Origin of the sequence: Nocardia amikacinitolerans NBRC 108937, from assembly GCF_001612615.1 — a bacterium.
GTDB classification, from domain to species: Bacteria; Actinomycetota; Actinomycetes; order Mycobacteriales; family Mycobacteriaceae; genus Nocardia; species Nocardia amikacinitolerans.
This window is the reverse complement of sequence record NZ_BDAU01000031.1, coordinates 50,970-67,862: the sequence shown is the minus strand read 5'-3', so window position 1 is coordinate 67,862 and position 16,893 is coordinate 50,970. Positions and strand designations below refer to the sequence as shown.

The following is a 16,893-nucleotide window of genomic DNA, read 5'->3' as shown; positions in this document are numbered from 1 at the left end:
TCCTCGAGAATGTCACGCATCACGCCTCCCTCTTCCGGCCGACGTGTCGGCGCCGCCGGTCTCACGAGTCCATGTGCGGGTACCGGTGCTGTACCGGCGGCACGAATGTCTCCTTGATGGTGCGCGGCGCCGTCCAGCGCAGCAGATTCAGCGGTGAGCCAGCCTTGTCGTCGGTGCCGGAGGCGCGCGCGCCGCCGAACGGCTGCTGACCGACGACGGCGCCGGTGGGTTTGTCGTTGATGTAGAAGTTGCCCGCCGCGAAACGCAATGCGGCGCCGGCTTGTTCGGCGGCCTTGCGATCGTCGGCGAATATCGCGCCGGTCAGCGCGTAGGGCGCGGCCGACTCCACCTCGGCGAGAATCGCTGCGTACGAACCGGGTTCGGCGTCGTCGTAGACGTGCACCGAGAGGATCGGGCCGAAGTACTCGGTGGTGAACGACTCGTCGCGCGGGTCGTCGGAGAGCAGCACCGTGGGGCGGACGAACCAGCCTTCGCTGTCGTCGTAGGTGCCGCCGACCGGGATGGTGACGCCCGCGTCCCTTGCCCGTTCGATGGCCGCGACGTTCTTGTCGTAGGCGCGCCGATCGATCAGCGCCCCACCGAAATTCGAAAGGTCGGCCACGTCTCCGTAGCTCAGCTCTGCGGTCGCGGTGAGGAAGTCGTCACCGATGGCCCGCCACACCGAACGCGCGATGTAGGCGCGCGAGGCGGCCGAGCACTTCTGGCCCTGATACTCGTACGCGCCGCGAATCAGCGCGGTACGCAAGGCGTCCGGATCGGCCGACGGGTGCGCGACGATGAAGTCCTTGCCGCCCGTCTCCCCAACCAGCCGCGGATAGCCGTGGTAGCGGCCGATATTCGCGCCGACCTGCTGCCACAGCGACTGGAAGGTGCGGGTGGAACCGGTGAAGTGGATGCCAGCCAGGCGCGGGTCGGCCAGCGCCACCTCCGAGAGCCGGATCCCGTCGCCGGTGACCATGTTGATCACCCCGGGCGGCAGGCCCGCCGCCTCCAGCAGCCGCATGGTGTAGAAAGCCGCGAGCGTCTGCGTCGGCGAGGGCTTCCACACCACCGTGTTGCCCATCAGCGCGGGCGCGGTCGGCAGGTTGCCCGCGATGGCGGTGAAATTGAACGGCGTGATCGCGTAGACGAACCCCTCCAGCGGCCGATAGTCCATCCGGTTCCACACGCCAGGACTCGACTGCGGCTGCTGGGCCAGGATGTCGCGCGCGAACGCCACGTTGAACCGCCAGAAATCGACGAGCTCGCACGGCGCGTCGATCTCGGCCTGCGCGATCGACTTCGACTGGCCGAGCATCGTCGCGGCGGCCAGCTTCTCCCGCCACGGCCCGGCCAGCAGATCGGCCGCGCGCAGGAAGATCGCGGCGCGATCGTCGAACGGCATGGTGCGCCACCCGGGGGCGGCGGCGATGGCGGCCTCGATGGCGCCGTGTGCTTCGGAATGAGTGGTATCGGTGTATGTCCCCAGTACGTGTCGATGCCGATGCGGTGCGACGATCTCGTGCCGCTCGCCGATGCCCGGCCGGTGCTTGCCGCCGATGACCAGCGGGACGTCGACGGATTCGGCGGAGATCTCGGCCAGCTCGGCCACCAGCGACTCGCGCTCGCGGCTTCCCGGCGCGTACGTGTGCACCGGCTCGTTGCCTGGCATAGGGACAACCGTGACAGCGTCCATATCTCAGGCTAGCCCCAAATCCAGGTCCGAACGCCAGCCTCTTCACGCACCAGCGTGTCGGAGCGCGATCAGAACGGAGCCTGCGCCCACCACAGGTCGCGGACCTCCTCGTAGGTATGTCCGGGCCAGGCGACCTCCACGAGGATCGACGAAACCATCGGGGCCACCCAGCCGTGCGTGGCCAGCGCGAACGGCGCGGCGGGATCGGTCGGCCGGAACACCTGGAGCCCGCCCGGCCTGCTGAATTCGCGTTCACCCGTCAGCGTGGCGTGCGCCGACAGGTAGGCCTGGACATCGCGGAATCCCCCGTACTCGGTGTACCAGGCCGTGACACCGTCCGGATCGGTGCAGACGATCTGGCGCAGCGGCAGCGGATCCCCGGGCTGAGTCACCACCGTCGCGGCCGCGTGACAGCGCGCGCCGCGCCAGCCCGTCCCATCCGGGCTCGCCGGGATGAGCTCGGGAAACTTGACAGCGATGGAGTGGTGCGCGCCCCACGGCAGCGGCTGCGGCCGGTTCGGGCGGATGATCTTCCAGTAGACGCCGACGGCCGCGACCCCACCCAATCCGAGTACCAGTGCCGATACGAGCAGCAGCACGGAGAACGTCCGCCAACCGGAGGAGACCTGCCGTCCCGGTCGGCGCGGCGGCATTGTCGGATCGCTCGCCCAGCGGCGGGTGGTCGCGGGTTGGCGAGCGATGCCGGCGTCGGCAGGATGCGGAGCCCGAGGCGGCTGGATGACGGGCGCGGAACCGCTGCCCCACGGGGACGCAGCGCCGTGCGCGTCGGTTGGTGTGTTGGTGAAGTGCGCCGTGCGGGACGGCGCGGAACCATCCAGCAACGCATGGCTCGGCGCGAGCCGCGGGTGCGCCGAGTCGTCGACCGGACTCGCGAGCATCGGGGCAGCCGCGCGCCCGCCCAACGCCCGCGCCGCCACCTCGGCGAAATCACCACAGCCGGCGAAGCGGCGCGCCGGGTCCTTGTCCATCGCCCTGGCGATCACCTCGTCCACCGCGGGCGGCAGTCCCGGCACGAGCGCACTGGCTTTCGGCACCGGCTGAGTGAGGTGCGCCGCGATGATCGCGCCCGGGTTGGTCGCGGTGAACGGCGCTCGCCCAGTCAGCAAGGCGAACAGGGTGCAGCCGAGCGCGTACTGATCGGCGCGCTGGTCGACCGTCTCGTCCGAAAGCTGTTCCGGCGCAGCGTAAGCCAATGTGGCGAGCAGTTCGCCGGTCTTGGTCAGCTGATGGGTGTCCTCGCGCATCCGCGCGATGCCGAAATCGCTGAGCAGTACTCGGTCACCGCCGCCGTGCGCGGCACTCAACAGGATGTTGGCGGGTTTGACGTCGCGATGCAGCACGCCGCGGTCGTGCGCGTAATCCAGTGCGGCCGCGGTCTGGGCGACGATCCCCGCGGCCCGCGCCGGGTCCAGCGGCCTGCCGCGGAACGCCGACGCGTCGCCACCGTCCACGTACTGCATGGAAATCCACAGCACGCCGTCGTCGGCGCCGCGATCGAGCACCGACACGATGTTCGGATGATCCAGCCGCGCAACCACATCCGCTTCGCGTTCGAACCGCCGCCGCGCCTCCTCGTCGGCGTAGAGCTCGCGGTCGAGCAGTTTCAGCGCGATCAGGCGCGGCAGCCGGGGATGACCGGCCAGGTAGACGGTGCCCATCCCGCCGCGACCGAGCACACGCTCGATCCGGTATCCGGCGAACACCTCGCCGACGGCGAGCCCCACCCCCTGCATCGCAGCAACCTTTCGCCGAGCCGATCGAGCGCCTCGAGTGTACGAAGCGCGGCACGCTCAGGCGAACCGCCGGGTGCGCTGCACCGCCGCGGCGAGCGCATCGGAGCCGGTTCGACCGGGCGGAATCAGTTCGCGCGCAAGCGTTCCGCGGCGGCGGCGACGCGTTCGTCGGACGCGGTCAGTGCGATCCGTACGTGCTCACCGGCCGTCGGCCCGTAGAAGTCGCCGGGCGCGGCGAGGATGCCGCGCTCGGCCAGCCAGTCCAGGGTGGTCCGGCAGTTCTCACCGCGCGTGGACCACAGGTACAGCCCCGCCTCGGAGTGATCGATGCGGAAACCCGCGCTCTGCAACGCGTTTCGCAGCTGCTCGCGCCGGGCGCGGTAGCGTTCGCGCTGCTGGCCCTCGTGCGCGTCGTCGCCGAGCGCGGCCGTCATCGCGGCCTGGATCGGGTAGGGCACCATCATGCCCGAGTGCTTGCGCACCTCCAGAAGTTCGGCGACCAGTTCGGGATCTCCCGCCACGAAACCGGCGCGGTAGCTGGCCAGGTTCGAGGTCTTCGAGAGCGAGTGCACCGCGAGCAGACCGGTGTGGTCGCCGTCGCACACTTCGGGATCGAGGATCGAGAAGGGGCGGCTGTCCCAGGACAGGCCCAGGTAGCACTCGTCGGAAGCGACGATCGCGCCGCGCTCCCGCGCGAAGGCCACGACCTTGCGGAGGTGTTCGAGCCCGAGTACCCGCCCGGTCGGGTTGGACGGGGAATTGAGGTAGATCAGCGCGGGCGACTGCGGACCGAGCCGGGTGAGCCCGTCGGCCCGCAGCACCTGGGCGCCCGCGAGCAGCGCGCCGACCTCGTAGGTCGGGTAGGCGATCTCGGGAATGACCACAAGATCGCCGGAGCCGAGGCCGAGCAGCCGCGGCAGACCCGCGATCAGCTCCTTGGTGCCGATCACGGGTAGCACCGCCGCCGGATCGAGACCGGTGATTCCATACCGGCGCTTGAGCGCGTCGACCGCGGCGGCGCGCAGTTCGGGCGTGCCGTGCGTGGTCGGGTAGCCGGGCACCTCCGCGACCGAGTTCAACGCCGCCCTGATCAGCGGGGCGACGGGGTCCACCGGGGTGCCGACCGAAAGATCGACGATCCCGTCGGGATGCGCCGCGGCTCTCGCCTTCACCGACGCGATGGTGTCCCAGGGGAAATCGGGCAGCAGAGCGCTGACCCGGCCACGCGAACTCACTTACGCTCTCACTCGCCCATCGGGGGAAGTTCTTTGATGAACGGCGGGTCGTAGTCCACCTTGCCGACCTTGGTCGCGCCGCCCGGCGAACCCAGCTCGTCGAAGAAGTCGACGTTGGCGTTCACGTACCCGCTCCACTGGTCCGGCGTGTCGTCTTCGTAGAAGATCGCCTCCACCGGGCACACCGGCTCACATGCACCACAGTCCACGCACTCGTCCGGATGGATGTACAGCATGCGACCACCCTCGTAGATGCAGTCCACGGGGCATTCCTCGATGCATGCCTTGTCCTTCACGTCAACGCACGGTTCAGCGATGATGTACGGCACTGCCGCTCTCCTAGTCTGTCCTCACCTGCGGGGATGGTCCGCCACGCGAAACCCTATCCCGACCACCCCACGTTACTACTGGTCAGCCTGCCCTAACTTCACCGGCTCCGCCCCCGCTCGCGACCGGTATGCCGTTGCCCTCGTGCGCTCCGACGTACAGCAGCACGAGCTTAGTCCTCGAGCACGGCTTCCGGGGCCGCACGCCGATTCCGTCTACCCGAGCGACAACGAAAGGGCGTGCGGCTTGCGATCGACCCGCCCGTAGGTGGTCGTGCGTTCCCTGGCCGGGCGGCCGATGCCGGTGGCGATCTCGGTGAGCTCGGCGACCGTCTTCGCGGAGCCGTGCTGGGAGCCCGCCATCCGGGAGATGGTCTCCTCCATCAGCGTGCCGCCGAGGTCGTTCGCGCCGCCGTTGAGCATCATCCTGGTGCCCGCCGTGCCGAGCTTGACCCAGCTGGTCTGGATGTTGTCGATCCGGCCGTGCAGCATGATCCTGGCCAGCGCGTGCGCGGCGCGGTTGTCGCGGATCGTCGGACCCGGACGCGCCGCGCCCGCCAGGTAAAGCGGCGCGCTCTGGTGCACGAAGGGCAGCAGCACGAATTCGGTGAAACCGCCTGTCTCGTCCTGGATTCCGCGAATCACCCGCAGGTGGCCGACCCAGTGCTTCGGGTTGTCGACGTGCCCGTACATCATCGTCGAGCTGGAGCGCAGCCCGACCTGATGCGCCGTGGTGATCACCTCGATCCACGCGGAGGTGGGCAGCTTGCCCTTGGTGAGCACCCAGCGCACCTCGTCGTCCAGGATCTCGGCGGCGGTGCCGGGAATGGTGTCGAGACCGGCCTCCTTCAGCGCGACCAGCCAGTCGCGGATGCTCTGCCCGCCGCGCGAAGCCCCGTTGACGATCTCCATCGGGCTGAAAGCGTGCACGTGCATCGACGGCACCCGCCGCTTCACCGCGCGCACCAGATCGGCGTAGCCGGTGACCGGCAGATCCGGATCGATGCCGCCCTGCATGCAGACCTCGGTGGCGCCGTCGACGTGCGCCTCCCACGCCCGGTCGGCGACCTCGTCCGTGCTCAACGTGAACGCGTCGGCGTCACCCTTGCGCTGGGCGAACGCGCAGAACCGGCAGCCGGTGTAGCAGATGTTGGTGAAGTTGATGTTCCGGTTCACCACGTAGGTGACGTCGTCGCCTACGGTGTCGCGGCGCAGCTGGTCGGCCAGCTTCGTGACCGCCTCCAGATCGACGCCCTCGGCCGTGGCCAGCGCCAGGTAGTCGGCGTCGGAGAGCGCCGCGGGATCGCGTTCGGCGGCGCGCAGCGCGGCGAGCACGTCACCGTCGAGCCGCTCGGGGGCGGCCAGGTCGCGCGCCTGTTCGCGAACGGTGTCCCAGTCGCCGAAGGCGCCGACCACGTCCTGGCCGAGTGCGGAGTCGCTGCGGCTCTCGGTGTTGCGGCCCTCGGTGTCGATCGCGGTGTTCAGGTCGATCCGGCCCGCGGAGTCCCACGATTCGTCCGGCTCCTGCCACGGTAGACCGACCGGCATCGCGTCCGGATTCGCCAGTCCGGTCGCCGGATCGGTCAGCGCGGCCACGTGCGCGCCGATCCGCGGATCCACCCACGGATTGCCCGCCCGCACGTATTTCGGGTGCGCCGAAGTCCTTTCGACGAGCTGGTAGCCCGCCGCCTCGGTGATCTCGCGCAACGTGTCCAGATTCGGCCACGGCCGTTCGGGATTCACGTGATCCGGGGTCACCGGTGAGACGCCGCCCCAGTCGTCGATGCCCGCGTCGATCAGCGCGAGGCATTCCTCCAGCGACACCAGATTCGGCGGGGCCTGCACCGGCACGTCCGGGCCGAGCAGCAGGCGAGTCACCGCGATGGTCGCGCGGAACTCCTCCAGACCGGCGTCGGGCGCGTCGCGCATGGCGGTGTCGTCCTTGGCGCGGAAGTTCTGGATGATCACTTCCTGGATGTGCCCGAAAGCCTTGTGCTGCTTGCGAATCGCCATGATCGACTCGGCGCGCTCGGTCAGCGTCTCGCCGATGCCGACCAGGATGCCGGTGGTGTAGGGCACCGAGAGCCGACCGGCGTCGGTGATGGCGCGCAGCCGCACCGCGGGGTCCTTGTCGGGGCTGCCGTAGTGGCATTCGCCCTTCTCGGTGAACAGCCGCGTCGAGGTGGTCTCCAGCATCATGCCCATGGACTGCGCCACCGGCTTGAGCCGCGCGATCTCTTCCCAGCTCATGACGCCGGGGTTCAGGTGCGGCAGCAGACCTGTCTCCTCCAGCACCATGATCGAGACGGCGCGCAGGTAATCCAGCGTGGAGTCGTAGCCGCGCTCGTCCAGCCACTTGGCCGCTTCCGGCCAGCGCGCCTCGGGCCGGTCGCCGAGGGTGAACAGCGCCTCCTTACAGCCGAGCGCGGCGCCGCGGCGGGCGATGTCGAGCACCTCGTCGGGCTCCAGGAACATGCCCTTGCCTTCGGCCCGCAACTTGCCGGGCACGGTGACGAACGTGCAGTAGTGACACTTGTCCCGACACAAGCGGGTCAGCGGAATGAACACGTTGCGCGAGTAGGTGATGGTCTTCGACCTGCCCGCCGATTCCAGGCCGGCGTCGCGCACCCGCGCCGCGCTGCGACACAACTCGACCAGATCCTCGCCGCGCGCGTGCAGCAGCACCGCGGCCTCGTCCACGTTCAGTGTCACGCCGTCTCGGGCCCTGCGCAGCGCGCGGCGCATGGCCGACGGGCTGGGCGGGGCTGGCGGGACGCTCGGTGTCGCTAGCTCGGTCACGCCCTCGATCATGCGCTACCCATCCTGGACTGTCTCCCTCCAGTGCTTGTCTGTGAGCGTAGCCAGCTCACCGCGACGGCGAGTTCCGCGAGGCCCGTCGTGAGCGTTCACAACCTCAGCACGCCTCACCGTTATTCCACCGGCGTGGCGCGGGGCGGCGAATGTTCGTGCAACCATGACAACCATGTCGCAGCCGCGCACGATCATGGCCGACCCGGCCTGGCGTCCAAGCCCCAAGGCGAAACTGCTGTGGACGGTGCAGGCGGGGCTTTCGTGGGCGCTGCCGGTCCTCGCGCTGCTCGTGTGGGCCGCGGTGGACTCGACCCACCGCGGCTGGCAGTCGGCCGCCCTGGTGATCGGCCTGGTCTTCGCGGTGCTCAGCATCGCCGTCGTGCCGTGGTGGCGCTACGCCGTGCACCGGTGGGAGGTCACCGACGAGGCCGTGTACACCAGGGTCGGCTGGCTGACCCAGGAGAGCCGGGTCGCGCCGATCTCGCGGGTGCAGACGGTAGACACCGAACGCGGTCCGCTGGAGCGGCTGCTCGGCCTGGCGACGGTGACGGTCACCACCGCCTCGTCGGCGGGCGCGGTGCAGATCTCGGCGCTGGATCTGCCGGTCGCCGAACAGACCGTCACGCGGCTGACCGAGATCGCCGCGCGTCATCGCGGGGACGCGACGTGACCGAGCAGCCGCCCGTCGGCACCGGACCGCCGTGGGCGCGCTTGGACAAGCGAATGCTGTTGGTGCATCCGGTCACCGAGGTGGTCAAGTTCATCCCGGTGCTGATCGGTTCGGTCATCCTCGGCACCAGCAGTGGCAACCCCGCGTGGAGCATCGTTCCGCTGGTGCTGATCGTCGGGTTCGCGCTGACCCGCTGGTTCACCACGACCTATCGGATCGGCCCGACCCACGTCGAGTTGCGCACCGGATTGGTGCAGCGCAGGGAGCTTTCGGTGCCGCGAAGCCGGATCAGGTCCGTCGACATCGAATCCGATCTGCTGCACCGGGCGCTCGGACTTTCCGTGGTGGTCATCGGCACCGGGCAACAGGCCGACAGCGGAGAGAAGTTCAAGCTGGACTCGCTCGACGCGCGGGTGGTGCCCGCTTTGCGCACGGAATTGCTCGCGCACACCGCGCGACCCGCACCGGCCACTCCCGCCGTAGGTGTATCGGAAGACGAAGCGGCACAAGCTCTTCCGGCCGCGCGGGAGATCGGGCACTGGCGGCCGGAGTGGGTGCGGTACGCGCCGCTCTCGCTGACCGGGTTCGCCGTCATCGCGCCGATCGTGGGCGCGGCATTTCAGTACGGCTTGGGCGAGGTGGTGTTCGAATCCGATGCCGCGCAGGACCTCGGCGAAGGGACCGTCGCCGCCATCGTGCTCGTCGTGCTCGGCCTGTTCGCCGCGATCGTGCTCGTGGTCAGCCTGGCGGCCTGCACGCGGTACCTGACAACGTATTTCGGCCTCCGCGTCCTGCACAACGGCCGCACCCTACACCTGCGCCACGGCCTGTTCACCACCAGACAGATCACCCTCGACCTGGCCCGTTTCCGCGGCGCCACGGTGAACGAGCCACTGCTGCTTCGCCTTTCGGGCGCCGCCGAACTCGAGGCCATCATGGTCGGGGAGAATCCGCGCCAGAAGATCCTGCCCCAAGCCCCGCGGGCAGCGATAGAACGGACGTTGGGGGAACTGCTGGCGCCGCGTGCGACCGACGCGCCGACCGCCGCCGAAGCAGAACGAGAAGGACCTCCGCCGCAGTCACCGACCGCCCGCACACCGCTCGGCGCCGAGGGCAGATCGACACCCTCGTCCACCCCGGCTGCCCCGCGGCCGAGAACCGGCCTGGGCGCAACTCCCGATCTCACGCCACCGAGGACCGACGTACTCCGGGCCGATGTCGCACCGCCGTGCGACGCGGCCGCGAGTGAGCCCTTGGCGCAGATGTCCGCGCGGCTCACCCGCCACGGTCCCGCCGCGCGCCGTCGGCGCTACTTCCGGGCGCTCTCGCCCGTCGTCCTGCTCGCCCTCTTGGTGCTCGCCTTCGCCCTCGAAGGCCCCATCCAGCCACTGTGGTGGCTGCTGCCAGGCATCACCGCGATCATCGGCATCGCCCTTGCGGAAGACCGCTACCGAGGCCTCGGCCACACCGTCCTCCCCCGCACCGACACCTCCCCCGCCTGGCTCATCACCCGCGCCGGATGCCTCGACCGCGACCGCGACTGCCTCGAAGCGCCCGGCGTCATCGGCTGGACCGTCCGCCAATCCTTCTGGCAGCGCCGCGCCGGCCTGGCCACCGTCATCGCGGCCACCGCTGCGGGCAAGAAGCGATACCTCGTCATCGACGTCCCCCTCGACCAGGCTTGGCCCCTCATCGAATCCGTCACCCCCGGCGCCCTCGGCTCCCGCTGACCTCGGCGCTGCCACAAAAGCCGCATACGCCTCACACAGCCACCGCCTATGTGAACCGTGCGAAAGGTGTGTGGGAGCACCTCCGACACACCAGTTTCGGTGGGCTGCCGGTGTTGCTCGCGCTGCTGGCGAAGGATCGCCGGATGCCGTCGCTGTTCGCGCTGCGCTCCGAACGCCCGGTGTTCCGGTACGGCGTGACCGCGCTCGCCGTGGCGGCGGGCGCGATTCTGCTGGTGGTCGACGCCGAGACGCATCGGCTGCTTCCGCTGTACGCGATCGGCGTCTTCATCGGATTCACCCTGAGCCAGTGGGGACTCGTCCAGCACTGGAGGCGGCAGCGCGGTCCGGGATGGGCGCCGCGCGCCGCGCTCAACGGGTTCGGCGCGTGCCTCACCGCCGTCGCCGCCGTCGTGCTGCTCGGCGAGAAGTTCACCGAGGGCGCGTGGCTGCTGCTGGCGGTCAGCGAGGCGACCGCACGCGCCCTCGCCGCTGCCCTGCGCATGCGCGGCGAAATCGTCGCCGTCGCAGCGGAAATCGACCCGGCCGCCACGAAACGCCTCAGCGCCCGATGGAAGGAATGGGATCCGGGCGTCCCGCTCACCGTCCCGCCGTCCCCGCACCGCAGCCTGATCGCCACCCTCGTCGGCTACGTGCGCAAGCGATCCGCCACCGGGCGCGACGTCACCGTCCTCCTCGCCCACGTGGAAGCCCGCCACTGGTGGCACCGCCCCCTGCACAACCCCCGCGGCCCCGTCCTCGCCGCCGCCCTCCGCGCCCGCGCGGACGCCGTCATCGCGACCCTCCCGGTCCGCGTCGACTGACCGGTCCACCGCTCCACTTCGCAGTGGCCGCCACCGGGACACCACCTTGCCCTCGCAGAAACACTGCACGCCTCGCAAAGGATGCAGCCTCTGCGAGGCGTACGACGGGTCTGCGAAGTCAGTGCGGCGCCGGGCGGAGGTAGACGTAGACCAGCGGAGGGATCAGCCCGCAGAGGAGCAGGAGCAGGGTTGGCCAGTCGCTGAGGAGCATGAGGTCGCCGCCGGGGCCCGCGAAGGTGCACGCCAAGAAGCCGAAGGTCCAGACGATGACCGGAAGCAACGCCACCCGGGTGCTGTCGGTCAGGGTGCGCATGGCCGCGATGAACAAGACGTTCAGACCGGCCGCGAGCAGAGCCGTCACCGGTAGGGCGAACGTGCCCGACCCGGCGACCGCGGCCAGCGGGGCGGCAACCAGGGTGGTGTCCTCGGCGGGCGGCAGGTGCGAGGTGCCCAGGTACACCGGCAGATAGAGGACCTCGAAGGCGAGGGTGAACAACCCGCTCATGGTGAGCACGGCCATCAGCGCCAGCCGCAGGGGTTCGGCGATCGACCCTCGATCATCGGTACGTGGCGCGTCCGCGCGCTTGTCGAGCGCCGTCACGGCACCGGCGGGTAGCCGAGGAGGGTCAGCAGGTGGCTCTGCATGTCGACGAAGGCGTACAGCACCGACATGTACAGCTCGTGCTGATGCTCCGCGCCGGGGCGCAGGCTGTCCACGAAGGCCGAGATGGCGTTCTGGAGGTCCCAGTTGTACACGTCCAGGAGTCTATGCCCGCGGCCTCCACCCGGATCACGCACCGTCGACCGGGGTGTCCGCGACCACCGGGAACTTGCCCGTACCGCTGCGGCGCTCCGCGGCGACGGCGAGCACCCGTTGGCGCGCGGCGAGCCGGCCGACGATCGGCGCAGGGACGATCTCGATCGCGAACTCAGACGATCCCGGCGAACAGGTCGTGCTCGCGCCCGTCCGGCCCGACCGGCCCCCGCGTCCCACGGACCAGCACGTAGTGCTCCTCGGGCAACACCGGCTGGGCGATGTTGTTGGACAGCGCGAACTCCCGCCCGGAGGGCGCGACCGTCACCTGGGTCGCGTGCGCGCGCAACGCCGCACGCTTGGCGGTCAGCACGTCCGACACCTCGACGGTGGTGGTGACGGTGTGACTCGGCACGCTCGCCAACTCCCCCGCCCCCGGCAGCCGCCATCCGCGCGGCAGCGCGCCGGGCAGACCCTCGACGGTGCGGCGGGCCAGCGCCTCGGTGTGCAGCCGCAGCATGTCGGCGTCGGTCACCGTCCAATAGAACTTGGGCACGTCCCAGCCGCGCTCCGCCGCCGCGTGCACCGCGTCGGTCGCGACCTCGTGGGCCCTGATGTGATCGGGGTGGCCGTAGCCGCCGCGCGGGTCGTAGCCGATCACCACCCGCGGCCGCAGCTCGAGCAGGATCTCGACGAGCGCGTCCACCGCCTCCGAACCGGAACGCACGAACGCCCTGGGGTGCTCGGCCGACGGCGTGCCCGCCATGCCCGAATCCCGCCAGCGGCCGGCGCCGCCCAGGAAGCGCGGCGGCGCGGCATCCAAAGCGGCCAGCGCCCTTGTCAATTCGAGGACACGGTAGCCGCCGAGCTGATCGGCGTGATCCGCGGTCAGCTGCGCCCACTGCTCGCCGATCACCTCGCCCTCCTCGCCGAGGGTGCAGGTCACCACGGTGACCGGAACCCCGCGGCGGCGGTAGTGCGCGATGGTGCCGCCGGTGGTGATGGACTCGTCGTCCGGATGCGCGTGCACCAGCACGATGCCGCCAGGCCCGTCCGGCTTGGTCACGGGATCCTGCGCCACATCGAGGCGTCACCGAAGATGCCCACCTGGATGGCGCCGCTCAGCGACGCGCCGTCCACCCGGGGACCAGCGGCGGCGACCACGTTGTCCTGCACGATCGGCAGCACGGTGGCCAGTCCCCACAGCGCGGGCTCGGCGTCGGCGAGCACCTTGGGGACATCGATACCGCGCAGCGCGGCGTCGATCGCGGGTTGCAGCACGGGATCGCACACCCCGGACAGGTTGCTCGGCGCGCGTCGCGCCGCCTCGACCGCGGCCTGCGCCTCGCCGTCGTCGAGGCCGGGCGCCTGCGGCGGGCAGCTGTAGCGGGACGCCAGCACGGTGGCCGGATCGGCGCCGGCGACCTCCCAGCCGACGATCGCGTCCACGCCACCCTCGACGAGTTCCTTGCCGTACAGCTCGTCGGCCGCGAGGCTGCGGACGCTGGCGTCGATTCCGGCGCTGCGCAATTGGTCGGCGGCGGTATTGGCCACCGCGAGCGCGGTCGCGTCACCGGTCACCGCGCCGATCCGCACCGCGAGGGTCTTGCCGTTCTTCGCGATCGGGCGCGGCTGCGGCGCGGGCGAGGTGGGCGAGATCACCGGCGGCGGCTCGGGCGCGCGCGCGAAACCGGCCTCGGCGAGCAGCGCGAACGCCTCGTCCGCGGTGGGCCGCGGCGGTGCGGTCGGCGCGTAACCGGGATCCGATGGCGTCAGTATCTGCGCGCGCACCGGTTCGACCCATCCGCCGGTCTGCGCGCCGACGGTGGCGAGCAGCGCGGGGTCGAGCAGCGCGAGCAGCCCGCGCCGGACCCGAGGATCGGCGAGTTCGGTTGTGCGCCCGTTCAAGACGAATTGCAGTTCGCGCGACTGCAGCATGATCGCGGTGCGCACCGAGGGGATCGCGGCAAGCTGCGCCTGGGTCGCGACGCCACCGTGCACGAGCGCCATCTGCGCGTCACCGGTGCGCAGCGACTCGGCCAGCTGCGCGGGAGTTCCGCCGCGGCGCAACAGAATCTGATCCGGCGCGGCCGGGGTGCCCCAGTAGCGGTCGTTGCGTTCCAGCAGGATCTCGTCGCGGCCGGGGTCCACCGACTTGATCGCGAAGTTGCCGCCGGACACCGGAATTCCCTCCGCGAGCCCGTTGGCGAAACCACCCGGCTGATCCTTGATCAGATGCGAGGGAAGCAGATTCGCGAACAGCTCGCGCCATGCGGGGTACGGCTGGGTCAGCACCACGGTGACCGTCTTGCCGCCGCCGGAGGAGTTCACATCCGAGATCAACCGGTACGCGGCGGAATCCGCGACACCGGGCTGCGTCAGCATCTGCTGCCACAGGAAACGGAAGTCCTCGGCCGCGATGGGCGCTCCGTCCGACCAGTTGGCCTGGTTGCGCAGCGTGTAGGTGATGGTGAACGGCTCCTGGCTGGTGACCTCGGCCGAGGTCACCAGCGCGGTGTCCGGCACCCAGTCCGTCGCGCCGGGCACCGACGGACTCGGCACCGGACGGAACGGGCTCGGCAACACCATCGAGCTCACCGCCGAGGTGGCGGGCGACTGATCGGAACGCAGGTGCGGGTTGAACCCGATACCGATGTCGTCGATCGCCACCACGACGGTGTTCTTGCCCGGCTTGGCGGGCGTCGTCTTCGGGCTGTCCGTGCTCTCGATGGGCGGGGGCGGGTTCGCGGTGCATCCGGCGAGCACCATCGCGGAGGCCGCCAGCAGAACCATCAGTGCGCGCAGCATCGCGCGTCGTTTTGCCCCCGAGCTCACGTTCGGCACTCTACAGCGCGGCCCGGTCCCGCGCCTTCCGCCTGGACAGCTCGCGGGCCCGTTCGTTCTGGCCCAGGATGACCTTGCGCACCCGGACCACCTCGGGGGTGACCTCGACGCACTCGTCGGCGGCGCAGAACTCCATCGCGCCTTCCAGGTCGAGCTGCAACGGCTTGGCCAGGGTCTCGATCACGTCCGCGGTGGAGCTGCGCATATTGGTCAGCTTCTTCTCGCGGGTGACGTTGATGTCGAGATCCTCCGCACGCGGGTTGATGCCGACGACGTGGCCCTCGTAGGTGTCCGCACCCGGCTCGACGAAGAACTGGCCGCGGTCGGCGAGCTGGATCATCGCGAACGGGGTCACCGTGCCCGCGCGGTCGGAGACCAGCGAACCGGTGTGACGCGCCCGGATCTCGCCTGCCCACGGCGCGTAGCCGTGCGAGACGGCGTTGGCGATGCCGGTGCCGCGGGTCTCGGTGAGGAAGTCGGTACGGAAGCCGATCAGGCCGCGCGAGGGGACGATGAACTCCATCCGCACCCATCCCGCGGCGTGGTTGTTCATCTGGACCATCTTGCCCTTGCGGGCGGCGAGCAGCTGGGTGATCGCGCCGAGGTACTCCTCGGGGCAGTCGATGGTCAGCTCCTCGTACGGCTCGTGCACCTTGCCGTCGACCTGCTTGGTGACCACCTGCGGCTTGCCGACGGTCAGCTCGAAGCCCTCGCGGCGCATGGTCTCGACCAGGATGGCCAGCGCCAGCTCACCGCGGCCCTGCACCTCCCAGGCGTCCGGGCGGCCGATGTCGAGCACCCGCAGCGAGACGTTGCCGACCAGCTCCTGGTCCAGGCGCGACTTCACCATGCGGGCGGTCAGCTTGTGGCCCTGCACCCGGCCGACCAGCGGCGAGGTGTTGGTGCCGATGGTGACCGAGATCGCGGGCTCGTCGACGGTGATGCGGGGCAGCGCGACCGGGTTGTCGATGTCGGCGAGCGTGTCGCCGATCATGATCTCCGGGATGCCCGCGATGGCGACGATGTCGCCCGCGACGGCAACCTCACCGGGCTGACGCTCGACGCCGATGGTCTGGAGCAGCTCGGTGATCTTGACCTGCTTGACGCCGTCGGCGTGCATCCAGGCCACGTTCTGGCCCTTGCGCAGCTCGCCGTTGTGCACGCGCACCAGCGCGAGGCGGCCGAGGAAGGCCGAGGCGTCGAGGTTGGTGACGTGCGCTTGCAGCGGAGCCGCGGCATCACCCTTGGGGGCGGGGATGCACTCCATCAGCACGTCGAACAGCGCGTCCAGGTTCTCCGCGTCGGGCGCGCTGCCGTTCTCGGGGCGCTCCTTGGAGGCCTTGCCCTCGCGGCCGGAGGCGTAGAGCACCGGCAGGTCGAGTGCCAGCTCGGCGGCCTCGGCGGCGGCGTCGTCCAGGTCGGAGGCCAGATCGAGCAGCAGGTCGTGGCTCTCCTCGACGACCTCTTCGATGCGGGCGTCGGGGCGGTCTGTCTTGTTCACGACCAGGATCACCGGCAGCGACGCCGCCAGCGCCTTGCGCAGCACGAACCGGGTCTGCGGCAGCGGGCCCTCGGAGGCGTCCACCAGCAGCACCACGCCGTCCACCATGGACAGACCACGCTCGACCTCACCGCCGAAGTCGGCGTGGCCGGGGGTGTCGATGACGTTGATGACGGTGACCGAACCGTCCGGGTGGTGCCGGTGCACCGCGGTGTTCTTGGCGAGAATGGTGATGCCCTTCTCGCGTTCCAGGTCGCCGGAGTCCATCACCCGGTCGACCGGTTCGGCCCGCTCGGCGAAGGCGCCGGACTGGCGCAGCATGGCGTCGACCAGCGTCGTCTTGCCGTGGTCGACGTGGGCCACGATGGCGACGTTGCGAAAATCGCGTGCAGACGACACGCCTGAATCCTCCTGCTGTTGGTGTTGGTGCCGGCCGACCCCTGCAAACAGGTGGAGAAATGAAAACTCACCGGGCATCGCGGCCAGCTACACAGTACCGGCAACCGGGCGACCCCTCCGATTCAGGCGCTCGACTAAGGGTAAGCTAACCGTCGTGGGCAAGGTAAAAGCTAAGAAGGTTTCGAGTCTGAAACCGAAGAAGAAGTGCTGTCGTAAGAAGACGCGCTGCTTCAAATGCCCCGTTGTCATCATGCGGATGAAGAAGGCCGAGGCCGCGGGCCTGACCGGCAAGGATCTGAAGAAGGCGCTGAAACAGGCTCGCGCGGCCTGAGTTTCACCGATCTCCGTGCAC

Annotated in this window: 14 protein-coding genes; 4 read left to right on the top strand and 10 right to left on the bottom strand. The window is 69.9% G+C overall.

Annotated features, from left to right (window positions below):
- Nucleotides 1–61: 61 nt before the first annotated feature.
- The 5 genes from pruA to NAM01S_RS22820 all read right to left on the bottom strand — a co-directional run bounded on the left by pruA (nucleotide 62) and on the right by NAM01S_RS22820 (nucleotide 7,822).
- Nucleotides 62–1,696, bottom strand: a complete 1,635-nt coding sequence (pruA, locus tag NAM01S_RS22840) for an L-glutamate gamma-semialdehyde dehydrogenase (RefSeq protein ID WP_067788444.1) — start codon at nucleotides 1,694–1,696, stop codon at nucleotides 62–64.
- A gap of 68 nt (nucleotides 1,697–1,764) precedes the next feature.
- Nucleotides 1,765–3,450, bottom strand: a complete 1,686-nt coding sequence (locus NAM01S_RS22835; protein WP_067788442.1) for a serine/threonine-protein kinase — start codon at nucleotides 3,448–3,450, stop codon at nucleotides 1,765–1,767.
- 125 nt (nucleotides 3,451–3,575) lie between these two features.
- Nucleotides 3,576–4,685, bottom strand: coding sequence for a succinyldiaminopimelate transaminase (gene dapC / locus NAM01S_RS22830; RefSeq protein ID WP_067788440.1), 1,110 nt, complete (start codon nucleotides 4,683–4,685; stop codon nucleotides 3,576–3,578).
- Nucleotides 4,686–4,693: 8 nt separating this feature from the next.
- Nucleotides 4,694–5,014 carry a ferredoxin gene (fdxA, locus tag NAM01S_RS22825; RefSeq protein ID WP_011211287.1) on the bottom strand — a complete coding sequence of 107 codons (321 nt, stop codon included), beginning with the start codon at nucleotides 5,012–5,014 and terminating at the stop codon, nucleotides 4,694–4,696.
- 213 nt (nucleotides 5,015–5,227) lie between these two features.
- On the bottom strand, nucleotides 5,228–7,822 hold the full coding sequence (locus NAM01S_RS22820) for a bifunctional FO biosynthesis protein CofGH (RefSeq protein WP_067788439.1): 2,595 nt from the start codon (nucleotides 7,820–7,822) through the stop codon (nucleotides 5,228–5,230).
- A 172-nt stretch (nucleotides 7,823–7,994) separates the two neighbouring features.
- Between NAM01S_RS22820 and NAM01S_RS22815 the strand changes: the two genes are divergently transcribed.
- From NAM01S_RS22815 to NAM01S_RS22805, 3 genes are all read left to right on the top strand, one after another.
- Nucleotides 7,995–8,492, top strand: a complete 498-nt coding sequence (locus NAM01S_RS22815) for a PH domain-containing protein (RefSeq protein WP_084483196.1) — start codon at nucleotides 7,995–7,997, stop codon at nucleotides 8,490–8,492.
- A gap of 53 nt (nucleotides 8,493–8,545) precedes the next feature.
- Complete coding sequence (locus NAM01S_RS36725; RefSeq protein WP_084483212.1) at nucleotides 8,546–10,222, top strand: PH domain-containing protein; 1,677 nt, start codon at nucleotides 8,546–8,548, stop codon at nucleotides 10,220–10,222.
- 143 nt (nucleotides 10,223–10,365) lie between these two features.
- Nucleotides 10,366–11,043: a hypothetical protein gene (locus tag NAM01S_RS22805; protein WP_174554846.1), complete on the top strand. Its 678-nt coding sequence runs from the start codon at nucleotides 10,366–10,368 to the stop codon at nucleotides 11,041–11,043.
- Between the two features lie 118 nt (nucleotides 11,044–11,161).
- Here the strand turns inward: NAM01S_RS22805 and NAM01S_RS22800 are convergent, their stop codons facing one another.
- The 5 genes from NAM01S_RS22800 to typA all read right to left on the bottom strand — a co-directional run bounded on the left by NAM01S_RS22800 (nucleotide 11,162) and on the right by typA (nucleotide 16,541).
- Complete coding sequence (locus NAM01S_RS22800; RefSeq protein ID WP_067788434.1) at nucleotides 11,162–11,644, bottom strand: hypothetical protein; 483 nt, start codon at nucleotides 11,642–11,644, stop codon at nucleotides 11,162–11,164.
- Nucleotides 11,641–11,799 carry a hypothetical protein gene (locus tag NAM01S_RS35805; RefSeq protein ID WP_097245437.1) on the bottom strand — a complete coding sequence of 53 codons (159 nt, stop codon included), beginning with the start codon at nucleotides 11,797–11,799 and terminating at the stop codon, nucleotides 11,641–11,643. Before NAM01S_RS35805 ends, NAM01S_RS22800 begins: the two co-directional genes overlap by 4 nt.
- A 173-nt stretch (nucleotides 11,800–11,972) precedes the next feature.
- Nucleotides 11,973–12,863, bottom strand: coding sequence for an N-acetyl-1-D-myo-inositol-2-amino-2-deoxy-alpha-D-glucopyranoside deacetylase (gene mshB, locus NAM01S_RS22795; RefSeq protein WP_067788611.1), 891 nt, complete (start codon nucleotides 12,861–12,863; stop codon nucleotides 11,973–11,975).
- Entirely contained in the window at nucleotides 12,860–14,605 is a 1,746-nt protein-coding gene (locus NAM01S_RS22790) for an ABC transporter family substrate-binding protein (RefSeq protein WP_067788433.1), read from the bottom strand. The genes mshB and NAM01S_RS22790 overlap by 4 nt, the downstream gene beginning before the upstream one ends.
- A 37-nt stretch (nucleotides 14,606–14,642) precedes the next feature.
- Nucleotides 14,643–16,541, bottom strand: a complete 1,899-nt coding sequence (typA, locus tag NAM01S_RS22785) for a translational GTPase TypA (protein WP_067788431.1) — start codon at nucleotides 16,539–16,541, stop codon at nucleotides 14,643–14,645.
- Nucleotides 16,542–16,695: 154 nt separating this feature from the next.
- Between typA and NAM01S_RS35800 the strand changes: the two genes are divergently transcribed.
- Nucleotides 16,696–16,872: a hypothetical protein gene (locus NAM01S_RS35800; RefSeq protein WP_097244929.1), complete on the top strand. Its 177-nt coding sequence runs from the start codon at nucleotides 16,696–16,698 to the stop codon at nucleotides 16,870–16,872.
- The last annotated feature ends 21 nt before the right edge of the window (nucleotides 16,873–16,893 follow it).